This window comes from Bradyrhizobium septentrionale (genome assembly GCF_011516645.4).
Lineage (GTDB): Bacteria > Pseudomonadota > Alphaproteobacteria > Rhizobiales > Xanthobacteraceae > Bradyrhizobium > Bradyrhizobium septentrionale.
Genome location: NZ_CP088285.1, coordinates 8,285,413 through 8,304,201 on the forward strand (window position 1 = coordinate 8,285,413; position 18,789 = coordinate 8,304,201).

The 18,789-nt window shown below is 63.2% G+C and carries 18 protein-coding genes; 4 read left to right on the forward strand and 14 right to left on the reverse strand.

The annotated features are described in order from the left end of the window. Positions 1 to 10: 10 nt before the first annotated feature. Entirely contained in the window at positions 11 to 1,309 is a 1,299-nt protein-coding gene (glyA, locus tag HAP48_RS41380) for a serine hydroxymethyltransferase (protein WP_166205515.1), read from the reverse strand. Between the two features lie 201 nt (positions 1,310 to 1,510). Continuing rightward, positions 1,511 to 1,972: a MarR family winged helix-turn-helix transcriptional regulator gene (locus tag HAP48_RS41385; RefSeq protein WP_166205516.1), complete on the reverse strand. Its 462-nt coding sequence runs from the start codon at positions 1,970 to 1,972 to the stop codon at positions 1,511 to 1,513. Between the two features lie 131 nt (positions 1,973 to 2,103). On the opposite strand from HAP48_RS41385, the gene HAP48_RS41390 reads away from it, so the two are divergent. Both HAP48_RS41390 and HAP48_RS41395 read left to right on the forward strand, forming a co-directional pair. Next, a complete protein-coding gene (locus HAP48_RS41390) occupies positions 2,104 to 3,147 on the forward strand; it encodes an alpha/beta hydrolase (protein WP_166205517.1) in 1,044 nt (347 codons plus the stop codon). A gap of 356 nt (positions 3,148 to 3,503) precedes the next feature. Next, entirely contained in the window at positions 3,504 to 5,780 is a 2,277-nt protein-coding gene (locus HAP48_RS41395) for a TonB-dependent siderophore receptor (protein ID WP_166205518.1), read from the forward strand. A 194-nt stretch (positions 5,781 to 5,974) separates the two neighbouring features. Here HAP48_RS41395 and HAP48_RS41400 read toward each other — a convergent pair whose 3' ends face one another. From HAP48_RS41400 to HAP48_RS41430, 7 genes are all read right to left on the reverse strand, one after another. Next, positions 5,975 to 7,474: a tripartite tricarboxylate transporter permease gene (locus tag HAP48_RS41400; protein WP_166205519.1), complete on the reverse strand. Its 1,500-nt coding sequence runs from the start codon at positions 7,472 to 7,474 to the stop codon at positions 5,975 to 5,977. Then, positions 7,474 to 7,974 (reverse strand): tripartite tricarboxylate transporter TctB family protein, encoded by a 501-nt coding sequence (locus HAP48_RS41405; RefSeq protein WP_166205520.1) that lies wholly within the window; start codon positions 7,972 to 7,974, stop codon positions 7,474 to 7,476. Before HAP48_RS41405 ends, HAP48_RS41400 begins: the two co-directional genes overlap by 1 nt. Next, positions 7,971 to 8,939, reverse strand: coding sequence for a tripartite tricarboxylate transporter substrate-binding protein (locus tag HAP48_RS41410; protein ID WP_166205521.1), 969 nt, complete (start codon positions 8,937 to 8,939; stop codon positions 7,971 to 7,973). The genes HAP48_RS41405 and HAP48_RS41410 overlap by 4 nt, the downstream gene beginning before the upstream one ends. Positions 8,940 to 10,130: 1,191 nt before the next feature. Then, positions 10,131 to 11,465 carry an IS1182 family transposase gene (locus HAP48_RS41415; protein WP_166202952.1) on the reverse strand — a complete coding sequence of 445 codons (1,335 nt, stop codon included), beginning with the start codon at positions 11,463 to 11,465 and terminating at the stop codon, positions 10,131 to 10,133. Between the two features lie 187 nt (positions 11,466 to 11,652). Next, on the reverse strand, positions 11,653 to 12,273 hold the full coding sequence (locus tag HAP48_RS41420) for a calcium-binding protein (RefSeq protein WP_166205522.1): 621 nt from the start codon (positions 12,271 to 12,273) through the stop codon (positions 11,653 to 11,655). Continuing rightward, a complete protein-coding gene (locus HAP48_RS41425) occupies positions 12,239 to 12,625 on the reverse strand; it encodes a calcium-binding protein (RefSeq protein ID WP_166205523.1) in 387 nt (128 codons plus the stop codon). Before HAP48_RS41425 ends, HAP48_RS41420 begins: the two co-directional genes overlap by 35 nt. Before the next feature lie 166 nt (positions 12,626 to 12,791). After that, on the reverse strand, positions 12,792 to 13,037 hold the full coding sequence (locus HAP48_RS41430) for a DUF3551 domain-containing protein (RefSeq protein WP_166205524.1): 246 nt from the start codon (positions 13,035 to 13,037) through the stop codon (positions 12,792 to 12,794). Between the two features lie 177 nt (positions 13,038 to 13,214). On the opposite strand from HAP48_RS41430, the gene HAP48_RS41435 reads away from it, so the two are divergent. Continuing rightward, positions 13,215 to 13,595: a hypothetical protein gene (locus HAP48_RS41435; RefSeq protein WP_166205525.1), complete on the forward strand. Its 381-nt coding sequence runs from the start codon at positions 13,215 to 13,217 to the stop codon at positions 13,593 to 13,595. A gap of 926 nt (positions 13,596 to 14,521) precedes the next feature. On the opposite strand, the gene HAP48_RS41440 is transcribed toward HAP48_RS41435, so the two are convergent. The 4 genes from HAP48_RS41440 to HAP48_RS41455 all read right to left on the reverse strand — a co-directional run bounded on the left by HAP48_RS41440 (position 14,522) and on the right by HAP48_RS41455 (position 16,825). Further along, positions 14,522 to 14,743 (reverse strand): hypothetical protein, encoded by a 222-nt coding sequence (locus tag HAP48_RS41440; RefSeq protein WP_021078384.1) that lies wholly within the window; start codon positions 14,741 to 14,743, stop codon positions 14,522 to 14,524. A 20-nt stretch (positions 14,744 to 14,763) separates the two neighbouring features. Beyond that, a complete protein-coding gene (locus tag HAP48_RS41445; protein ID WP_166205526.1) occupies positions 14,764 to 14,994 on the reverse strand; it encodes a hypothetical protein in 231 nt (76 codons plus the stop codon). A gap of 186 nt (positions 14,995 to 15,180) precedes the next feature. Beyond that, positions 15,181 to 15,699, reverse strand: a complete 519-nt coding sequence (gene ldtR / locus HAP48_RS41450) for a transcriptional regulator LdtR (RefSeq protein ID WP_018271925.1) — start codon at positions 15,697 to 15,699, stop codon at positions 15,181 to 15,183. A 664-nt stretch (positions 15,700 to 16,363) separates the two neighbouring features. Then, on the reverse strand, positions 16,364 to 16,825 hold the full coding sequence (locus HAP48_RS41455) for a DUF6163 family protein (protein WP_166205527.1): 462 nt from the start codon (positions 16,823 to 16,825) through the stop codon (positions 16,364 to 16,366). A gap of 208 nt (positions 16,826 to 17,033) precedes the next feature. Between HAP48_RS41455 and hemB the strand changes: the two genes are divergently transcribed. Next, positions 17,034 to 18,098: a porphobilinogen synthase gene (hemB, locus tag HAP48_RS41460; RefSeq protein WP_166205528.1), complete on the forward strand. Its 1,065-nt coding sequence runs from the start codon at positions 17,034 to 17,036 to the stop codon at positions 18,096 to 18,098. Here hemB and HAP48_RS41465 read toward each other — a convergent pair. Beyond that, positions 18,082 to 18,744: a DUF6151 family protein gene (locus tag HAP48_RS41465; protein ID WP_166205529.1), complete on the reverse strand. Its 663-nt coding sequence runs from the start codon at positions 18,742 to 18,744 to the stop codon at positions 18,082 to 18,084. The two genes, hemB and HAP48_RS41465, sit on opposite strands and share 17 nt — an antisense overlap. Between the last annotated feature and the right edge of the window lie 45 nt (positions 18,745 to 18,789).

Here is an 18,789-nt window from a genome sequence, read left to right on the forward strand (position 1 = left end):
GCGAACTCTACTAGTAGATCGGGAAGCGATCGGTCAGCGCCTTGACGCGTTCCTTGATCGCGGCCTCGACCAGCGGCGCCTTGCCGTCCGGCGACTGCGCAAGCGCGTTGAGCACTTCCGCGATCATACCGCCGACCTGCTTGAACTCGGCGACGCCGAAGCCGCGCGTGGTCGCAGCCGGCGTGCCGAGCCGCAGGCCCGAGGTGACGAACGGTTTTTCGGGATCGAACGGGATGCCGTTCTTGTTGCAGGTGATGGCGGCGCGCACCAGCGCCTTCTCCGAGATGTTGCCCTTCAGCCCCTTCGGCCTGAGGTCGACCAGCATCAGGTGGTTGTCGGTGCCGCCGGAGACGATGTCGAGACCGTGGCTGTGCAGCGTCTCCGCCAGCGCCTTGGCGTTCTCGACGACGTTCTTGGCGTAGACCTTGAAGTCGGGCCGCAGCGCTTCCGCGAACGCCACCGCCTTGGCCGCGATCACGTGCATCAGCGGGCCGCCCTGCAGGCCGGGGAAGATCGCCGAGTTCAGCTTCTTCGCCAGCGTCTCGTCATTGGTGAGGATCAGGCCGCCGCGCGGGCCGCGCAGCGACTTGTGCGTCGTCGTGGTGGTGACGTGGGCGTGCGGCACCGGCGAGGCATGCACGCCGCCGGCCACGAGGCCCGCGAAATGCGCCATGTCGACCAGCAGATACGCGCCGACCGAGTCTGCGATCTCGCGGAAGCGCTTGAAGTCCCAAGCGCGCGAATAGGCCGAGCCGCCGGCGATGATCAGCTTCGGCTTGACCTGCTCGGCCTGCTTCTGGACCTCGTCCATGTCGATGATCTGGTCCTCGCGGCGCACCGTGTAGTGCGCGGCCTTGAACCACTTGCCGGACATGTTGACCGGCGAGCCGTGGGTAAGATGGCCGCCGGCCGCGAGGTCGAGACCCATGAAGGTGTCGCCGGGCTGCAGCAGCGCCAGAAACGCCGCCTGGTTCATCTGGCTGCCGGAGTTCGGCTGGACATTGGCGAAGCCTGCGCCGAACAGCTTCTTGGCGCGCTCGATCGCCAGGGTCTCGGCGACGTCGACCCATTCGCAACCGCCGTAGTAGCGCGCGCCCGGATAACCCTCCGCGTATTTGTTGGTCATCACCGAGCCCTGCGCCTCCAGCACGGCGCGGCTGACGATGTTTTCCGAGGCGATCAGCTCGATCTCATGGCGCTGCCGGCCGAGCTCGCCCTTGATCGCGGCGGCGATCTCGGGATCGGCCTCGGCGAGACCAGCCGTGAAGAAGGAATCGGGCGCGGAAGCGGTTTTGGAGGACGAGGTCATCGGCGAAATATCTCCACCGCCGCAAGCCCTTAGGCAGGATGCGGACGGTCACGAGTGGCGGTCGAAGCTGGTTTCAGAGCGTTATCACATCACCCCAAAATGGCCAAGCGGTTGCGGTCCCCTGCGGTCAATTATGCCAGATATGGTGGGGATGGCGGGGATTGGGAGGGGCACCACGGGCGCGGACCAAGGAACTGTCGCTTACGTGACGTGACGGCTGTCCAGTGTCTTCCGCAGGGTCTTGATTTCGGTTTGCAGCCGCCGGATCCCCTCCGGCGTCAGGCCGGTGGCCTCATCGATGCAAGCCGGGACGCGTACTGCCTTCGCGCGGAGCGCCCGCCCCGCTTTGGTGAGGCGCACCCGCACCTGGCGCTCATCGGAGGGGTCGCGGCTGCGTTCGATGTGGCCAAGTGCCTCCAGCCGCTTGAGCAGCGGCGTGAGCGTGCTCGAATCCAGAAATAGCTTTTCTCCCAGGCTGCTGACCGTCTGATCATCCCTCGCCCACAACAGCACCATCACCAGGTACTGCGGGTAAGTGACGCCAAGTTCTCTGAGCAGAGGCTTGTAGATGCGGTTGAGAGCGTGGCCGGCGGCATAGATCGCAAAGCACAGGAAGTCATCCAGGTTTAAGGCCCCTTCCGGGGCGCCGTCGTCTTTGGGCATGGCGGTCCTTTCTCACGCAGTCGTGAATATAGATCGCGCGCTATCTAATCGCAAGCGCTTGACCGCGCATGGATCGCAATGGCATTTAGATCGCGCGCAATACAATAGCACGCAATCAAAAGGACCACCCAATGAACCGCCTGTCGAAAATCGCATCCGCAATCACCGTGGCGAGCCTGATGAGCCACGTCGCGGCCGCAGCCCCGAATGCCGCCACTGATGCGCGTATCGATCCGCAAATTCGGTCGTTCCTGACCGAGATCAACAAGGACAGCAGCCCCTTCTGGCAGCTGCCCCAGCCGAAGCCACAGGAGATTCTCACCGCGCTCCAGTCGCAGACGGCTGTCGACTTGTCCGGCGTCACTACGAGCGAGCGGACCATCACCCAGGATGGACGCACCGTGAAGCTTTACGTCATGAAGCCGGAGAACGTGAGCGGAAAGCCGGGAGTGCTGCTCTTCATCCATGGCGGCGTCTGGATCGTCGGCAACTTCCAAAACCACCAGCGCCTGCTGCGAGACCTCGTCGTCGGTTCAGGGCAGATAGGCGTGTTCGTCGAATACAGTCCGTTGCCGGCGGCCAAATTCCCGACGCAACTGGAGGAGAGCTACGCAGCACTGAAATGGGTCGCCGAGCATGCCGGCGAGTTTGGTGCCGATGGAAGCCGGATCGCCGTTGCCGGCAATTCAGTCGGTGGCAACATGACTGCTGCATTGACGCTCATGGCCAAGGATCGCAATGGACCGAAAATCAGCTACCAGGTCCTCTTCGTTCCGGCCACGGACGCCACCGTCGACTCCGCATCCTATCATGAGTTCGCGAACGGCCGCTTCCTTGCGCGCGCATTCATGAAGTACGGGTGGGATCTCTACGCACCGGATGAGAAGACACGCAACCACCCGTATGTTTCACCGCTGCGGGCAAGCCTGGACCAGCTCAAGGGACTGCCGCCGGCCCTTGTCGTCACCGCGGAAAACGATCCCCTGCGCGATGAGGGCGAGGCTTACGCAAGGAAGCTCAAGCGAGCGGGCGTGAAGGTGGATGCCGCTCGCTACAACGGAACGATCCACGACTTCATGCTGTTGAATGCGTTGCGCAACGAGCCTGCCACTGAAGCAGCGATCGAGCAGGCCAGTGAGGGCGTCCGCCTTCATCTCAAAGCGATCGCAAACTGACCGAGCTGGCACGACGCGGTGGCTTACGCCGCGTCGTGCGCGTTTCGCGGCCGGCAAGCCGTCGAACTTGCCAACCATGTTGGTTGAAGGCGCCGGCCAGAACCCGCCGGCAATCCGGCGGATCACGTTGCCGGATGCGAGACGATTTTGAATCGTTCGATTTTTGAGTCGTTCAACACTGGATCGATTCAAAGCACTCACGCGACGCGTGCAATTGTCCGTCGCACTCCGTTGTCTCCCGGTCACACACACGCGCTTTGCGCGCAGCTTCGATAGCTTCTAACCGCGCGCAGGCTGTTCCCAAGAATCATCGTGATAACGACTCGCTCGAGAATTTTTTACGGAGCGTGGAATAAATGTCGTGCAGGTGGATTGGGTCGAGGCAGCTCGCTGTTTCGGCAACGGTGGCGCTTTCGGTCGTTGGTGCGGACGAGGTCTTCGCCCAGACGCAATTGCCGTCCGTGACCGTCGAAGCGCCGCACCGCCAATCGGCGCGATCGCAACAGCCCTCGCAACGCACCGCGCGTGCGCGAAGTGCCGCGCGCCGTGCCACGACCGCGCCTTCGGGAGCTCAGCCACAAATCGCGCAGCAAGCGGCCGGCGCAGGCGGCGGACACGAACGCGCCAATGGTCCGGTCACCGGTTATCTGGCGCGGCAGAGCGCTGTTGGCACCAAGACCAGCACGCCGATCATCCAGACGCCGCAATCGGTGACGGTGATCAGCGCCGAGCAGATCCGCGACCAGAAGATCGTCAGCAAGTTCGACGAGGTGCTGCGCTATACGCCGGGCGTGGTCGGCGGCACCTACGGCGCCGACTTCCGCAACGACTGGTTTTTGATCCGCGGCTTCCCCGCGCAGAACGAGTCGCTGTTCCTCGACGGCCTGCAGCTGTTCTACACTTCCTATGCGAGCTGGAAGCTGCAGCCCTTCAATCTCGAACGCGTCGAGGTGCTGCGCGGCCCGTCCGGCATCCTGTACGGCGGCTCGGCGCCGGGCGGCCTCGTCAACGCGGTGAGCAAGCTACCGTCGGCCGAGCCCATCCGCTACATCGAGACCGGCATCAACAATTTCGGCAACGCCTATACCCAGTTCGACATCGGCGGCGCGGCGGCGCAGCCCGGCGGCGGGCAAGTGCAGTACCGCCTGGTCGGCCAGGCCCAGGGCGGCGGCACCCAGACCGACTATGTCTACGACAACAATTTCTTCTTCGCCCCGTCGGTGACCTGGCGGCCCGATGCCGACACCAGCCTCACCGTGTTCGGCATGGCCTCGCACAGCAACACCCGCGCGCTGAACTTCCTGCCCTATGTCGGCACCGTCACCAACGCGCCGTTCGGCCGGATCGCGACCAGCCTGTTCGTCGGCGATCCCAGCGTCGACCAGTTCCGCCGCGACCAGGAGATGGTCGGCTACCAGTTCCAGAAGAGCATCTCCGACAGCGTGGACTTCCGCCAGAACGCGCGCATGGCCCATGTCGACGTCTATTATGCCGGCCTCTACGGGCTCGGCTACGCGACGACGCCGGCCGCCGCCGACATCACGCGCGGCAATTTCTACACCCGCGGCATCGCCACGCAGCTCAATCTCGACAACCAGCTCGAATATCGCTTCGCGACCGGCGCGCTGCAGCACACGGCGCTCGCCGGCGTCGACCTGAAATATTACGGCATCGACGACCGCCAGGGTTTTGGGATGGGCACGAACCTCAACGTGCTCAATCCGGTCTACGGCACCAATCTGCCGTATAGCGGCCCGCTGTATCAGAACGCCTATCTCACCCAGGGGATGGCCGCGGTCTATCTGCAGGACCAGGTCAAGCTCGACCGCCTGACCGTGGTGCTGTCGGGACGCCAGGATTGGGTCGATCTCAACAACAGCAACCGGATCGGCGCCTCGCAGAGCCGTGATGACAGCAAGTTCTCCGGCCGCGTCGGCGCGATCTACAATTTCGACAGCGGCGTCGCGCCCTACGTCTCCTACATGACGGGCTATAATCCGGTGATCGGCACCAATTCGGCCGGCCAGCTGCTGTTGCCGGAGACCTCCGAGCAGACCGAGGTCGGCGTCAAATACGAGCCGGTCGGGCTCAATGCACGGTTCGGCGTCGCGCTGTTCGACCTGAAGCGCAAGAACGCGCTGACCACCGATCCGAACAACACCCTGTTCCAGACCCAGAACGGCGAGGTCACCTCGCGTGGCGTCGAGCTCGAGGCGGTCGCCAATATCACGCGCGACTTCAAGCTGGTTGCGAGCTACACCAACTACGAGCTGTTCGTCAGCAAGGACCTCAACCCCGCGCTGATCGGCACCGTGCCGACCAACACGCCCCGGCAGCTCGCCTCGGTCTGGACCGACTACACCTTCAGCGACGGCCCGCTGCGCGGCTTCGGCCTCGGCGGCGGCATCCGTTACGTCGGCTCGTCCTTTGCGGACCAGGCGAACACCGCGCGCGTCCCCGCCTTCGTGCTGGGCGATCTTGCCCTGCATTACGAATGGGACAACCACTGGCGTGCGGCGCTCAACGTCGTGAACGTCACGGACAAGATCTATGTCGCGAGCTGCGCGACGATCAGCTCCTGCTACTACGGCGATCGCCGCCGCATCACGGCGAGCCTCGGCTACAAATGGTGAGCTGAACATTCAGTTCACGAAAACCCTGGAAACAAAGCGGCGGCGTTCAGCCGCCTCTCTTTTTCGGCCGTCGTCAGGATGGTGTCAGCTAGTCGCGCTAGGTTCGCGCCGCGGCAACATTTGCCGTGCCCAGACTGGCCCGCTCCGAAATGCGAGCCCCGGAGCGGGCCTTTTACAGTCTGTCATGCCGCGGTCTAGTCCTCGCTCGCCCTGAACCGCCCCAATCCCTTGAGCACGAACGGCGCCAGCAGCGCGATCAGCGCGATGCCCAGCAGTGTCGCCGACATCGGGCTTTGCAGCAGCACCATGGGATCGCCGAGGCTGATCGCCAGCGCGCGGCGCAGCTGGCTTTCGGCGATCGGCCCGAGGATCAACCCGATCACGACGGGCGCGATCGGGAAATCGAACCGCCGCATCAAAAAGCCCATCACGCCGAACGCCGCCAGCATCGACAGCTCGACGACCGACGGCTTGGCCGCGATCGTGCCCATGGTGGCGAACACCAGGATGCCGGCATACAGCCACGGCTGCGGGATCGCGAGCAGCCGCACCCACAGCCCGACCAGCGGCAGATTGAGCACCAGCAGCATGCCGTTGGCGATGAACAGGCTCGCGATCAGGCCCCACACCAGATCGGGCCGCTCCGCGAACAATAGCGGCCCCGGATTGAGGCCGTATTGCTGAAAGCCCGCCAGCATCATCGCTGCGGTCGCCGAGGTCGGAAGCCCGAGCGTCAGCAGCGGCACCAGCGTGCCGGCGGCGGACGCGTTGTTGGCGGCCTCCGGTCCGGCGACGCCTTCGATCGCGCCCTTGCCGAACTCCTCCGGATGTTTTGTCAGCCGCCGCTCGGTGGAATAGGACAGGAAGGTCGGGATCTCCGCGCCGCCGGCCGGCAGTGCGCCGATCGGAAAACCGAACATCGTGCCGCGCAGCCACGGCTTCCACGACCGCCGCCAGTCCTCTTTCGTCATCCACAGCGAGCCGCGCACCGGCTCGAGCTTCTCCTCGGCGTGATGGCGGCGCGAGGCGACATAGAGCGCCTCGCCCACCGCGAACAGGCCGACCGCCAGCGTCGTCACCTCGACGCCGTCGAGCAGCTCGGGGATGCCGAACGCAAGCCGCGCCTGACCGGTCAGCTTGTCGATGCCGACGAGCCCGAGCGTCAGCCCGATGAACAGGCTGGTGAGGCCGCGGACCGGCGAGTCGCCGAAGGTTGCCGACACCGTGACGAAGGCGACGCACATCAGCGCGAAGTAATCCTCCGGCCCAAATCGCACAGCGAAATCGACCAGCCATGGTGCGAGGAATGCGAGGCCGATGGTGGCGATGGTGCCGGCCACGAACGAGCCGATCGCCGAGGTCGCCAGCGCCGGGCCGCCGCGGCCGGCCTTGGCCATCTTGTTGCCCTCGAGCGCGGTCGCCATCGACGCGCTCTCGCCCGGCGTGTTGATCAGGATCGCGGTGGTCGAGCCGCCATACATGCCGCCATAATAGATGCCGGCGAACATGATTAGCGAGCCGCCGGGATCGAGCTTGTAGGTCACCGGCAGCAGCAGCGCGACCGTCAGCGCCGGACCGATGCCCGGCAGCACACCGACCGCGGTGCCGAGGAACACGCCGATCAGCGCATAGAGCAGATTCATCGGCTGCATGGCGACCGCCATGCCATGCGCCAGCGCGGCGAAAGTGTCCATCACAGCAGTCGCTCCAGCGGGCCGGCGGGAAGGCTCAGCGTCAACAGTTTGTCGAACGCGAGGTAGACCAGCGTCGTGATCACAAGCGCGATCGCGGTGTCAGCCAGGATCGCGCGCCGGCCGAAGGCAGCCGATGTGGTCACGAACAGCGCCGAGGTGGCCAAAATGAATCCGCCACCGAAGCCGATGATGGCGATCAGCAGCGCAAGGCCGCCGATGATCAGCCACACCGGTTTCGGGTCCATGCTCTCGCGCGGCGGCAGGTTGCCGCGCAGCGCATCGAAGAGATTGCCGACCGCAAGAATGACAAGGCCGATGGCGATGACAACAGGCATCGCCTCCGGCCCCATTCCGTACATCGTGGTAGCAGGCAGCTTGCTGGCGTCCCACACCAGCATCGCAGCGAGTGCAGCGAGCGCGGCCGCGATCACGACGCCGGCGCGATCGACGCGCCGTGCCGGCTCGCGCGGCAGATTGTCGGCAGCGCTGTCCGGCGTCATGACTTCACGAGGCCGACCGACTTCAGCACCTCGGTGACACGCGTGATCTCCTTTTTGAGAAAATCCACGAAGGCATCGCCGCCGAGATAGGCGTCATCCCAGCCCTTCTGCTTCAGGATCTCCTTCCAGGCATCGGACTTCACCATCTTCTCGACCGCGTCGCTCAGCACCTTGCGCTGCTCCGGCGTGATGCCGGGCGGCGCCACGACCGACCGCCAATTGGCCAGCACGAGGTCGATGCCCTGCTCTTTGAAGGTCGGAATGTCGACGCCGGGCAAACGGTTCGCCGAGGTCACGCCGAGCGCGCGCAGCTTGCCGGCCTTGATCTGGCCGTCGTACTCGCTGAGGCCGGAAATGCCGGCAGTTACCTTGCCGCCGAGGATCGCAGCGAGCGACTCGCCGCCGCCGGAGAACGGAATGTAGTTGATCTTCTTCGCATCGGCGCCGACCGTACCGGCGAACAGCGCTGCCATCACGTGGTCGACGCCGCCGGCCGAGCCGCCGGCAAAGGTCACCTTGGCGATATCGGCCTTCACAGCGGCCGCGAGATCCTGCGCCGTCTTGATCGGCGAGTTCGCCGGCACGACGATGACCTGGATCTCCTCGGTGAGCCGCGCGATCGGCGTCACCTGATCCAGCGTCACCGGCGACTTGTTCATGGCGAGCGCGCCGACCATGACGAAGCCGTTGACCATCATCTGGTTGCCGTCGCCCTTGGCGCCGTTGACGAACTGCGCAATGCCGACGCTGCCGCCGGCGCCGGGAACGTTGGTGACCTGGACGCTGCGCGCGACACCGGCCGCGACCAGCGCCTGCTGCATCGAACGCGCGGTCTGATCCCAGCCGCCGCCGGGCGCCGCCGGCGCCATCAGCTTGAGCTCGAGCTGCTGCGCGGGCGCCGGACCGCTCGCCCCAAGCAATAGCGCGACGACCGCGCCGAACAGGCGCATGTGGGACGAGATCATGGGGCTTCCTCCTGAATTTGCCGATGCAGCCCTTGATCGTGGGCTGCATCCGGGCACGTGGTCGCAGCGCCAATCGAAGAGCGCCGTTCCGTCAGGGAAGGAATCGCTCGCCGATCACGCGTCTGCGCACCCCTAGCGACCATTCGCCACAGTCTTCGGCAAGCCGGAGGGCGCGGCTACCGTGTGCTGCAAATCGCCGCACCTCACCGGTCGGTTTTCGCTTGCTTTGTTTCGAGCGGCTCGCGGCCAGGCCTCGTCGGGGTCGGCACAGCTGACGCCACAACCAGCATCACACGGCAACGAGCAATCTGCCTCGCTCTCTTGCTGCGCGTGGCACAAAGTGAATAGCACTTCGGATGGGATTAGACGAAAGGACGATACGACCGCACGCCCAGCTGAGGTGCCGTTATATTGATCGGCGTATGCCGTGATTTAGGAGCATTCGAGTTGAACGATTTTGCCGATACGATGTCGTAATAGAAGCGAGCCAGAGTCGCACAGTTTAATGACTGGCCCGCGGATCGGAGAATTAATCGGCGGATTGTATTCGGCAGATCGGCGGTATCATTGAGTGACACAGCAACTGGCCAGACCAGGTTCCTCGTTCGGCAAGGAAGCACCGGCTGGATGGTGTATGATCGAGAACGCAAGGGGCCAGCGCTGTTGCGGGATCACAGCCTCGCCGAGAAGCTGACAAGGGAACAGGCCGAACAGCTAAAACGGGCGTTGACGGACCCCGTCATGACGCCTGCGGGCAAGCCTCGGCCATGAGGAGGTATAATCATCTCGGATACACAATCGGTCCAAAAACCGAAACAGACCGCGAACAAATGACGCCTGTGTTACCTAGTAAGGTATATGAACAGAGTTGGGGCATAGCGAACGCGGCGCGGCAAAACCGCGACGCCTCGATGGAGCAAATGGGGCCACGGCGAAATTCGACCTAGGCCACAGAAGCTTAGCCGCCGGCCGCCGGCGCGGAACGATCGCAGAACAGCTCCAAAGCTTCAAATGGCGGATTTCAACGATCCGGCCGAACGTCGAGCCGATCAACTAAAGATCGCTATGAAATAGTAACACTCGCCAAGGCAGCATCACAGATGACCTCCCTGACGAGCAACGTGAAAGCTTGCCCCTAGGAGCCCGTCCAGATATGTTTTCGTGACGGGCATTTGTTGTAGAGTAGCAGGCTCAGGCTGCGTTTGCGAGGTTGAACAGCTTGAGGAGGTTATGGACGGTGCAGATCATTGTCCACTCGGCGCGCACTTTCTCGATGCCCCGCAACAGGAACTGGCGGAAGCCTCTTGCCTGTTTGATCTGCCCGAACACCGGCTCCACCACTTGCTTTCGCAATCGGTAGGGTGTTTCGAAGCCGCCATCGTCGATCTTCTTTCGCATGGCCTGTGTCAGCGGGCCGCCGACTTTTCCGTTCGCTACTGTCGGGTGCTTGGCGCGTCCGGGCGCGACATAGCCATCGATGCTGCGTGTGTCGAGCGCTTCGAGATTGGCTTCGCTGCAGTAGCCGGAATCCGCTGAGGCCTGCCGCGGCTTGCGGCCAAGATTGCTCTCGATGGCCTCGATCAGGGGCACCAACTGGCCCTGATCGCTGCCGTGCTGGGTCAGTTCTTGCGCGACAATGATCTGGGCATGTGCATCGACGGCCGCCTGGGCATTATAGGCCTGAACGAAGCCATCCTTCGACTTCATGATGCGGCTTTCCGGATCGGTGAAGTTGCGTTGCGCCTTGGGATTGGGTTCCTCCGATGGCAGCGCCGCCGGTTTGCCCGGCTTCTTGCGGCCTTCGGCCTGGCGCTGCTGTTCCTTTTCGGCCTCGATGCGGCGCTCTTCCTCCGCCGCCAGTTTGGCGTCCGCTTCCAGCGCCGCCATCGCTTGCTGGATCTTCGCCAGCCGTTTCTGCTTGTCGACGGTCCAGTCCGGCAGTTCGTCGCTGTTGCCGAAAGTCTCATCCTCCGAGGCATCCGCCGCCTCGGCGGCCGCCAGCATGCGAGCGACCTCGGCCTTCAATTCCGCCTCGCGCTTCTTCATGCGCTCATAACTCATCGCCTTGTGTTTCGACGCGTTCGCCTTGATCTTCGTACCATCCAGCGCGACATGACCGAGCTTGACCAGCCCGGCCGTCTCGCACAACTTCAGAACCTGCACGAATAGCGCGCCGAGCGCCTTCAAATGTCGCTTGCGAAAGTCGCTGATCGTCCGAAAATCCGGCGCATCCAGCGCCACGATCATCACAAAATCGTTCCGCTCCCGGCAGGCCTTGGCAATCCGACGCGACGAATACAGCCCACTCGCATAGCTATGCAGCAGCAGCGCCACCATCATCCGCGGATCAAACGGCGGCTGCCCAAGCCCGCTCACATAGCTGCCCATGATCTCCCTGAGATCGAGGCTCTCCCGCACCAGATCAACCATAAACCGCGAGACATGGCCTTTCGGCACGAAGTCCTGCACATTCGGCGGCAGAAGCAGCGTCTGATCGATGTTCCAAGGCCGAAAATACTTGCTCATCGCCCAATGTTGAATCAGACCCGACCAGATTTGAACAGCGACTATCCAGACAAGCTCCTAGCGTATCCCCGCTCCCGCGTCCTTCTTTCGGTTGCGCCCGCGATCCCCGCCTCGGCCACGAATGTGCGAACGGCGACCCCTTGCGGGGTCGCCGTTTTCCAATGCACTTTCGATGACGCGTGAGCAGCTACGACACGATCGAGAAATTCGCCGCCGTCACCGTGGCTGCCGTCGCGCCGTTCAGCCAGACCGCGGTGTCGCCGTCGACCTGGATGACGAAGTAGGCGCCGTTCTGGTAGGAGCTCGACAGCACGTCTGCAAACGAACTGAAGCCTGTGCCGTTCAGCTGCACGGTATCGGTGGCAGCGTTGAAGTCCTGAACCACTTCGACGCCAGGCACATCGTTGGAGACGAACGTGTTGTTGCCGCCGCCGAAATAATAGTTCACGCCGGTGCCGCCATCGAAATAATCGTTGCCGGCGCCGCCGAGCAGAACGTCGACGCCGTCACCGCCGTACATGGTGTCGTCGCCATTGCCGCCGTAGAAATAGTCGTTGCCACCCAAGCCGTACATGACGTCGTTGCCGTCGTCGCCGTTCATGACCACCGAGCCCTGGGTGGCGATCAAGACGTCATTGCCCGTTCCGCCGTAGGCGTTGCTGAGGTCGCCGGCGCTCATGTAAATCCAGTCGTCGCCGGCATCGCCTTCGAGCAGATCGGTGCCGTCATTTCCGACCAGCGTATCGCTGCCGTTGCCGCCATACGAAGTATCGTTACCGGTGCCGATATGTGATATCGTTGCCGTCACCGCCAAAGATCAGGTGATTGCCGCGGCCGCCATCCAGGATGTCGTTGCCGGCGTAGCCGTACAGGCCCGGCGCCGCGCCGAAGCCGACCGCGTTGATACTGGCACCACTCTCATTGCCGTCGCCGCCGAAGATCGTATCGCTGCCGTTCGAGCCATACAGGGCGTCGCGGCCGGGACCGCCGTCGATGTAATGGGACTGCATGGTCAGACCGCCCTGGTTCTCAAAGACGTAGTCATCGCCGGCGCCGCCGAACTCGTGGTTCGTGCTGACGGTATTGCCGCCCTCGATCAGATCGTTGCCGTCGCCGCCATAAAATGTGCCCCAAGCCGAACTGCTCCAGCTCGCATACAACCAATCGTTGCCTCCGCCACCCTCCCAGTTGTCCGAGCGATCGGGCCAGCACGACCTAACAGTCCGAGAACAAGTAGCCCCTGAGGTCCCGTCTGCTCGCTGAACAGCAGACGGGACACCTTCTGCAGATCATTCGAAGGATCGCTGGGCCGCCGGAGCCGGAGCATCAATATCGGTCGCGATATCCCCGCCGCTGCTGGCCGAATGCTGCGCGAGGATTGACGCCACAAATCACGTTCCTTCCAGATGCCGACGCGAGGCACTGGGCGCGCGTTTGGTACATGCAATCGCCGGGATATCCGACGCCCCTTCCCTGCACACACCAGGGATAATCCCGGGCGCCGGCGGGCGTCACATTTGCCAGTCCGGCGACGCCGAAGGTCAAGACGGTAAGCAGGAGGGATGTGCGCATGGTTTGGCTCCCGGCAAGCGATCGAGGATCAACGGACCGGCAGGATCAGCGTTCCTGTCGGAAGGGAGGCGGCCGAGGAAAGGTGCCCGCTGCGAGCGCGCTGTCGGGTGAGCGCAGGAACCATGCTGCTCCGGGTCGGTTGTCGGAAAGCATCCATCCACACACAAGAAAATTGGCATGCCGTCACGATTGCTTTGGTTTCTGAGTTTTCCGGTTCTGGCTGTTCTGAGCGGTTGCGGTGACCAGCTCGAGTGCGATTCAATCGAAACCCGTAAGGCCGTGCTCCAGACCGTTTCCGACGACCACCGCAATCCGCTGGTCAATTACGCCGCCAAGGAGTCAACGGCGAAGCCGACTCCGGAAAATTCGAAACCGCAATACCTTCTCGGTGAAAAGATCGTCACGACTGCGACGAGCAAGGACAAGCGAACGGTGCAGTGTAGCGGCGGGATCTCGGTCTCTGTGGGCAACATCAAGGCCTCGAAAGAGGTCGAGTTCACGGTGCAAAAGTCAACAGACGGAAAGATAGCGGTTTCGGTTGCACCCTTTCAGTTCTGAATTCCTTTTGCGTTCGACGACGGCGTCGTTGCCCGCTCTTGCGGGACGACCGGTCTGCCCCTCCCAGCTATTCGACGTGCGACAAAACAACCCGACGGGCAACTCAGCAAAAGCTGTCAATCCCGTCGCGCTAAAATATTTCGGTTTACCGGAAGAGAAGCTTGGTATATGAATTTCCCGTCTCACCCGATCGAGGGGCGGATCGCGATCGTCACGAACGCGGTGTGAGATGCGGTGGACGCAGGTTGCGCAACTAACGAGCGCGCATGAGGCGGACGGTGAAGTCGTGTGGTCCTGACGCCCTAGTGGCAGGTGTTTCGTCGCAACGCGCGAAGGCGTGATGCGAAGGCGGTGACAAGCAAGCCAAGTCTCGCCGGGGAGAGCGCGAAGTAAGCCGTAAAGCCATCGCGCAGGGAAAGCCGGCGTTTCCGGTTACACCTGTGGTCCTACCCCCGTGCTTTCTACCATTGCACGGGGCCCATGGGTGCGATCGGCACCCGGCTTTCGCTGCGCCCTCTGCTTGAAGAGAGGGTGAAACGATAAGCAAGGCTCGGACAAATCATGTCGCGAGAACGCGGAGCTGTGGCCTCACCCACAACTCTCATCGCCGGCTCGCCGCCTCGCCGCCTCCGCTAAAGCTTCGGCGCGCCAAGAATCCATGGCCTCGTCGAAGCCTTGGCGTACGGGACCGGGCGACCAGTACGCCGCGGCCTCTTGGCTCAAACACCCCAGTCTCTGGAATACTGGATCACCCGCTTTCGCGGGTGATGACACCGAACTAGCTGTTTGACAGTTGAATCAGAAACTCACCCCGTCATTGCGAGGAGCAACGCGACGAGGCAATCCATCGCATCGCCACGTTGAAACATGGATTGCTTCGCTTCGCTCGCAATGACGTGAAGACGGTCCGCGAAACCAAGCTAGCCTTACAGCCCGGTATACCCGGCCTTCACATGGTCGGTGCTGCCGTCGAGTTGGCGCAAATAGGTCAACCCGCACACGGTCAGCCGATGCGTATCGCGCTCGCCCGCCTCGAACAGCGTCTGCACGTACTCCGTGACCTTCGCCCGCGCTTCGTCGCTCGCAGCGGACGTGCGGTTGAGCAGCAGATCATACGTCTGCATGATCCGATCAATCGCGGCTTCCATTGATGTCTCCGGGTTGACGCTCAGGCGACCACCAGCGTCTCGGCCTCGAACTTCGCGATCGCCTTGTTGGCGAGGCGGAGGCGGTTCATCTCACCGCGCTGGAACAGCTTCACGATGATGCCGAGCAGCCGCTCATTGGTGGCGAAAGTGTCGGGAATGGCACCGGATTTGCGCAGATAGTTCGAGGCGATCGCGTAGGCGTCACCGACGACCTCGACATTCAGCACCTCGATCCCGCGTTCGACCAGCATATCCCTGCCTTTCTGTTGGCCAAGGGATAAGCTTCAGGGAACGCCTTGGTTCCTTGCCGTATCAGGTTTATTTTCGCAGGTGCAGCATGAAAAACGCATCGGCCGGGCATGACCGATGCGCTGACTGGAGGAAGGCTGCCGGTCTTCTGGGCGGCCGGCTTGGCCATCAGGCGAACAAAGGAAGGATCAGAGGCGATACAGGATCTGGTCGGTCCAGAAGCGCTCGAGGCGATGCAGCGACTTGTTGAGGCTCGCGAACTCCTCGTTCGAGATGCCGCCGACCTGCTCGACCGTCTTGACGTGCTTCTGATAGAGCGCATCGACGATCTTGCGGACTTCCTGGCCCTGCGGGGTCAGGCGAATGCGGACCGAGCGGCGATCGACGCGCGAACGCTGATGATCGAGGAAGCCGAGCTCGACGAGCTTCTTCAGATTGTAGGAGACGTTGGAGCCGAGATAGTAACCGCGGGTGCGCAGCTCGCCGGCGGTCAGCTCCTTGTCGCCGATGTTGTAGAGGAGCAGCGCCTGCACCGAATTGATGTCGGCGCGGCCGCGGCGGTCGAATTCGTCCTTGATGACGTCGAGGAGGCGGCGATGCAGCCGCTCCACCAAAGTCAGTGCTTCGAGATAGAGCGGCTGCACCGGAGCTTGACCGGTAGCGCGATCGGCGGCATCCGCCGCCGTTGTCGCAACGGCTTTCATCATGACACTTCCCCTGTTTGTCGTTTTTATCGACTTTATTTCGACGAAACTTGTGTCCCGCCTGATAGGTCCAACGTAAGGGGGCCGTTTGAATATCCGCTTAAATAAGAGAATAAAGAGATCATGAATTTAAGACAGTGAATCGTGGATTAAGCCCATGGATCAAGGGCTTTTCGCAACTTTTCATTGACGGTGGCAGCCCCCTGTTCACGGTTCGTCTGCCTGCCCTGTCACATTCGGAAACAGCTTCGTTCGAATTCGAAACGGTGGCGTAACGGGTATGAGGGAACCCTTTACGGTGACCGATCGGTTACCGGAAAATTCTCTGAAAATTTTACGGGGTCACGTCGCGGGATGTGCACGCGATGCGCGTAAGCGGCCGGCCAATGTTGCCGCGGACAGACCGGTTCCGCCGTCGACCAGCGCAAAGCCGGCCGGCACACGCGCCGAGATCCGGTGAAATGGGTCCCGACGGCAGGTCCCGCAGAGACGGTCCCGCGATGGGGTGTCTCGAAAGGGGTGCGATCTGTGGCACTCACCTAGCAGAACCAATGGCGCTGTCTTCTCGTTGCGCGCACGACTGCCATTATGTTGGCAGCCGGCGTCAGCTGATCGTCGCGCTGTCGCCGCGAGGCAACAGTCGATCCCACCGTAGCGGCGTGCGGATCTATGGCGGGCGTTCGCGCGCCGCCATCCAGGCCAGCGCGAGATAGGCCGCGAGCATCACGGCCTCGAGCCCGACCACGGTGAGGCTGCCGCCATAGATGCCGGGAAACATCAGCTCGATGACCGCCATCGAGACGACAGTGGTCAGCCAGACCACGGCGCCCCAGGGTGTCGCGAGCCAGAGACCGACGGCCGCGACGAGCTCGATGACGGCGAAATAGATCGTCGCGGTCTGCCAGGCCATCGACTGGTTCTCGAAGGCCTCCTCCTCGCCGCCAACGAAGCCGGTCACCTGGGCCCAGTGATAAAGGCCCTTGGCGACCGAGACGACGGCCATGATGCGCAGGAAGATGACGAGGCGCCGCGTCCACGCATTGTCGTCCGGCTCGATCCGGTCGGACGAGATCGCGTTCACCGAGATGGCGTTGTCCCGCGCCTGATCGCGTGCAGAGGTGTCAGACATCCGAATCGCCGCAGAACGGCTGCCAAATGGGGTTCATGGCGCAGTCTTGGCCCGCCAGCCGCGCAAAATCAATTGCCGTTGCGGCAAATCAAGGGCGCCAAGAAGGATGCAATAGGGGTGCAATAGCGGCGCAATGACGGCGCCCCTGTCAGGTGCTAGAACTGGACTTATATCAGGTCCAGACCAGCCGTCCCCGAGGAGAGAAGACATGGCGATCAAATTCGGGCGCCCGATCGAACTGCGCGATGCGCCGCGGCGCCAGACCGAGGCCCTCGCCTCTCCCTCGCTCGACCTCACGATCCGGATGCGCCGCAATCGCAAGACCGAATGGGCCCGCCGCCTGGTGCGCGAGAACGTGCTGACCACCAACGATCTGATCTGGCCGATGTTCGTGGTCGACGGCCACAACACCCGCACGCCGGTGGCCTCGATGCCGGGCGTCGACCGCCTCACCGTCGACCAGATCGTCCGCGACGCCGATCGCGCCGCCAAGCTCAATATTCCCTGCATCGCGCTGTTCCCCTTCACCGAGCCGTCGCTGCGCGACGAGCAGGGCTCGGAGGCGCTCAATCCCGACAATCTGGTCTGTCAGGCGGTGCGCGCGATCAAGAAGGAATTTCCCGATATCGGCGTGCTCTGCGACGTCGCGCTCGATCCCTTCACCAGCCACGGCCATGACGGGCTGATCGAAGGCGGCAAGATCCTCAACGACGAGACGGTCGCGGTACTGGTCAAGCAGGCGCTGACCCAGGCCGAAGCCGGCTGCGACGTGATCGCGCCGTCGGACATGATGGACGGCCGCATCGGCGCGATCCGCGAGGCGCTCGACGACAACGGTTTTGGCGACGTGCAGATCATGTCGTATGCGGCGAAATACGCCTCGGCGTTCTACGGCCCGTTCCGCGACGCGATCGGCTCGGCCAAGACGCTGACCGGCGACAAGCGCACCTACCAGATGGACAGCGCCAATTCCGACGAGGCGCTGCGCGAGGTCGAACTCGACATCGCCGAGGGCGCCGACATGGTGATGGTGAAGCCGGGCATGCCCTATCTCGACATCGTCCGCCGCGTGAAGGACACGTTCGCGATGCCGACCTTCGTCTACCAGGTGTCCGGCGAATACGCGATGATCGCGGGCGCCGCCGCCAATGGCTGGATCGACGGCGAGCGCGCGATGATGGAGAGCCTGGTCGGCTTCAAGCGCGCCGGCGCCGACGGCATCCTCACCTATTTCGCACCGCAGGCCGCCGAGAAGATCAGGGCGGAATCGTAAACGGCGCTACACGGGGTCCGGCCGGCGCGGTTGGACGTGGACCGCACAGCGGGCGCAGCGCATCGCGCTCGCCCTGCGACAGCACCGTCAGCGGGTAGATCGGCGCATTTGTCTCGCGCTTGAAGAACGGATGCGGCCAGGTCCTGCCGCGCAGGCGCCAGCCCAACACCTTGCCGATCACGCGCAGGATCAGCGACGGGTTGAAGCCTGTCGATCCCTTCGGGGCTTCGCCGATCGCATATTTGCCGAGGATTGCGCCGGTTGGCTTGCCGAAAACCTCGTCCACGCGCGACGCGCCGCCGTCGAAGGCCTGCACCGCAATTCCGACGAACGGGACGGCAGGTGTCAGCGAATTGCCCACCGGCGAATTGCAGCAGGTGGTGTGCCATCGATACAGCCCCTTGGGCGTCAGCCGCAGCCCGGCGATCTTGTCATGCCCCTGCACGAAGCTGAGCGACGCCGGGGCGACCTGGACGATGTCTGTGCCGCCGTGGACATCGAGCAGATCGGCCCGGCCGACCCGATGCATGAAGGCCTGGCAGTCGTCGCAGTAGCAGACGACGCGATTGACGGCCGTCGGTGCCGCGTTCGTGACCACGCCTCGAACCTCTCCGCAGCGGCAGCGCAACCCGATTTGAGTCCCCATATGTCCCCCGCCGTCACACAACCTCCAGCCTACACCGGGGCGAGC

Coding starts and splice junctions, on each gene's coding strand:
- HAP48_RS41390 (WP_166205517.1), top strand. CDS start 2,104: ATGAACCGCCTGTCGAAAATCGCATCCGCAATCACCGTGGCGAGCCTG.
- hemB (WP_166205528.1), top strand. CDS start 17,034: ATGGCGATCAAATTCGGGCGCCCGATCGAACTGCGCGATGCGCCGCGG.
- HAP48_RS41395 (WP_166205518.1), top strand. CDS start 3,504: ATGTCGTGCAGGTGGATTGGGTCGAGGCAGCTCGCTGTTTCGGCAACG.
- glyA (WP_166205515.1), bottom strand. CDS start 1,309: ATGACCTCGTCCTCCAAAACCGCTTCCGCGCCCGATTCCTTCTTCACG.
- HAP48_RS41435 (WP_166205525.1), top strand. CDS start 13,215: ATGCCGTCACGATTGCTTTGGTTTCTGAGTTTTCCGGTTCTGGCTGTT.
- HAP48_RS41400 (WP_166205519.1), bottom strand. CDS start 7,474: ATGGACACTTTCGCCGCGCTGGCGCATGGCATGGCGGTCGCCATGCAG.
- HAP48_RS41415 (WP_166202952.1), bottom strand. CDS start 11,465: ATGAGCAAGTATTTTCGGCCTTGGAACATCGATCAGACGCTGCTTCTG.
- HAP48_RS41455 (WP_166205527.1), bottom strand. CDS start 16,825: ATGTCTGACACCTCTGCACGCGATCAGGCGCGGGACAACGCCATCTCG.
- HAP48_RS41405 (WP_166205520.1), bottom strand. CDS start 7,974: ATGACGCCGGACAGCGCTGCCGACAATCTGCCGCGCGAGCCGGCACGG.
- ldtR (WP_018271925.1), bottom strand. CDS start 15,699: ATGATGAAAGCCGTTGCGACAACGGCGGCGGATGCCGCCGATCGCGCT.
- HAP48_RS41465 (WP_166205529.1), bottom strand. CDS start 18,744: ATGGGGACTCAAATCGGGTTGCGCTGCCGCTGCGGAGAGGTTCGAGGC.
- HAP48_RS41385 (WP_166205516.1), bottom strand. CDS start 1,972: ATGCCCAAAGACGACGGCGCCCCGGAAGGGGCCTTAAACCTGGATGAC.
- HAP48_RS41410 (WP_166205521.1), bottom strand. CDS start 8,939: ATGATCTCGTCCCACATGCGCCTGTTCGGCGCGGTCGTCGCGCTATTG.
- HAP48_RS41445 (WP_166205526.1), bottom strand. CDS start 14,994: ATGCTGGTCGAACGCGGGATCGAGGTGCTGAATGTCGAGGTCGTCGGT.
- HAP48_RS41430 (WP_166205524.1), bottom strand. CDS start 13,037: ATGCGCACATCCCTCCTGCTTACCGTCTTGACCTTCGGCGTCGCCGGA.
- HAP48_RS41440 (WP_021078384.1), bottom strand. CDS start 14,743: ATGGAAGCCGCGATTGATCGGATCATGCAGACGTATGATCTGCTGCTC.